Below are 995 nucleotides of genomic sequence, written 5' to 3'. Positions count from 1 at the left end.
GAAAAAATAAAAATAATCTGGAATTATTAACCTTTTAAAACTTCAAAAAAAGGTCAACCTATTTCAGGACGATACAAAAACATAATATTTCAATTAATATTAACAACTTTAATTCTTAGTTGTTCCTCTAAACCTGAAAGTATAACAGACTTAGAAAAATCGAATTTAAAAGGTCAAGTTCGTAAGGTTATATTCAAACAATTTATAGCCGAAAATAAAAATGGATCTATCATAAAAAAAGAAATAGAAAAGGGTGAAAATGTAGGTTATGTAACCTTGTCTATTCAAGAATACAATAAATCAGGTATGCTAAATACCGCAAAAGAATACGTAAATCATGAATTAACAAATATTGAAGAATATCAATATATAGATAATTTACTAACATCGAAAAAAATATATAACAATAACGAGCTATTGGTGGAGATAAAATATAGATATATTAATGATAGTATCCCAAATAGAAAATTTATTTTAGAAACTCCAATAGGAAATAAAAATATCAAGGAAAAAACGTTGAAAGAAATAAATGAAAAAGGATACTTAATTAATGAAATAAATAATCCTTTTAATTCTTTTTCTATAAAGAAAACGAATTATCAATATAACGAGAATAACAAAGTTATTAGAGTTAATAAATATGGTCATGAAAACAATCTTTACATGAAAGAAATTTATCAGTATGGAAAGAACGGTATTACTGAACTTTATAAGCTTGTCGACTCAAAAGATAATTTAATAGATTATGAATTGTTAAGTGAAGTCGAATATGATTCTAAAGGAAATCCAATATACATTGTTTCAAAAGACAGTATTCAAGCGAAAATGATTTATGAATTCGAATATGAGTATTATTAACAAAAAAACGTTACCTAACACCGGCTAAAATTAATACGGGTTTTGGGGCTTTCTCAAAAGTTTGTGTATATTTACTAAGTCGCCAAATCCTTTTTGATTTGGCTTTGTAATAGAAAAATAAAACCAAAAAAAAGGCT

1 protein-coding gene is annotated in these 995 nt (G+C 25.0%); it reads left to right on the top strand.

The features are described from left to right. The first annotated feature begins 276 nt into the window (after nucleotides 1-276). Complete coding sequence (locus Q4548_RS16630) at nucleotides 277-858, top strand: hypothetical protein (protein ID WP_303457148.1); 582 nt, start codon at nucleotides 277-279, stop codon at nucleotides 856-858. The last annotated feature ends 137 nt before the right edge of the window (nucleotides 859-995 follow it).

It is taken from the genome of Wenyingzhuangia sp. 2_MG-2023 (genome assembly GCF_030548295.1).
GTDB lineage: Bacteria > Bacteroidota > Bacteroidia > Flavobacteriales > Flavobacteriaceae > Wenyingzhuangia.
The sequence above is the reverse complement of the archived record's forward strand: the minus strand, read 5'-3'. Positions and strand labels throughout refer to the sequence as shown.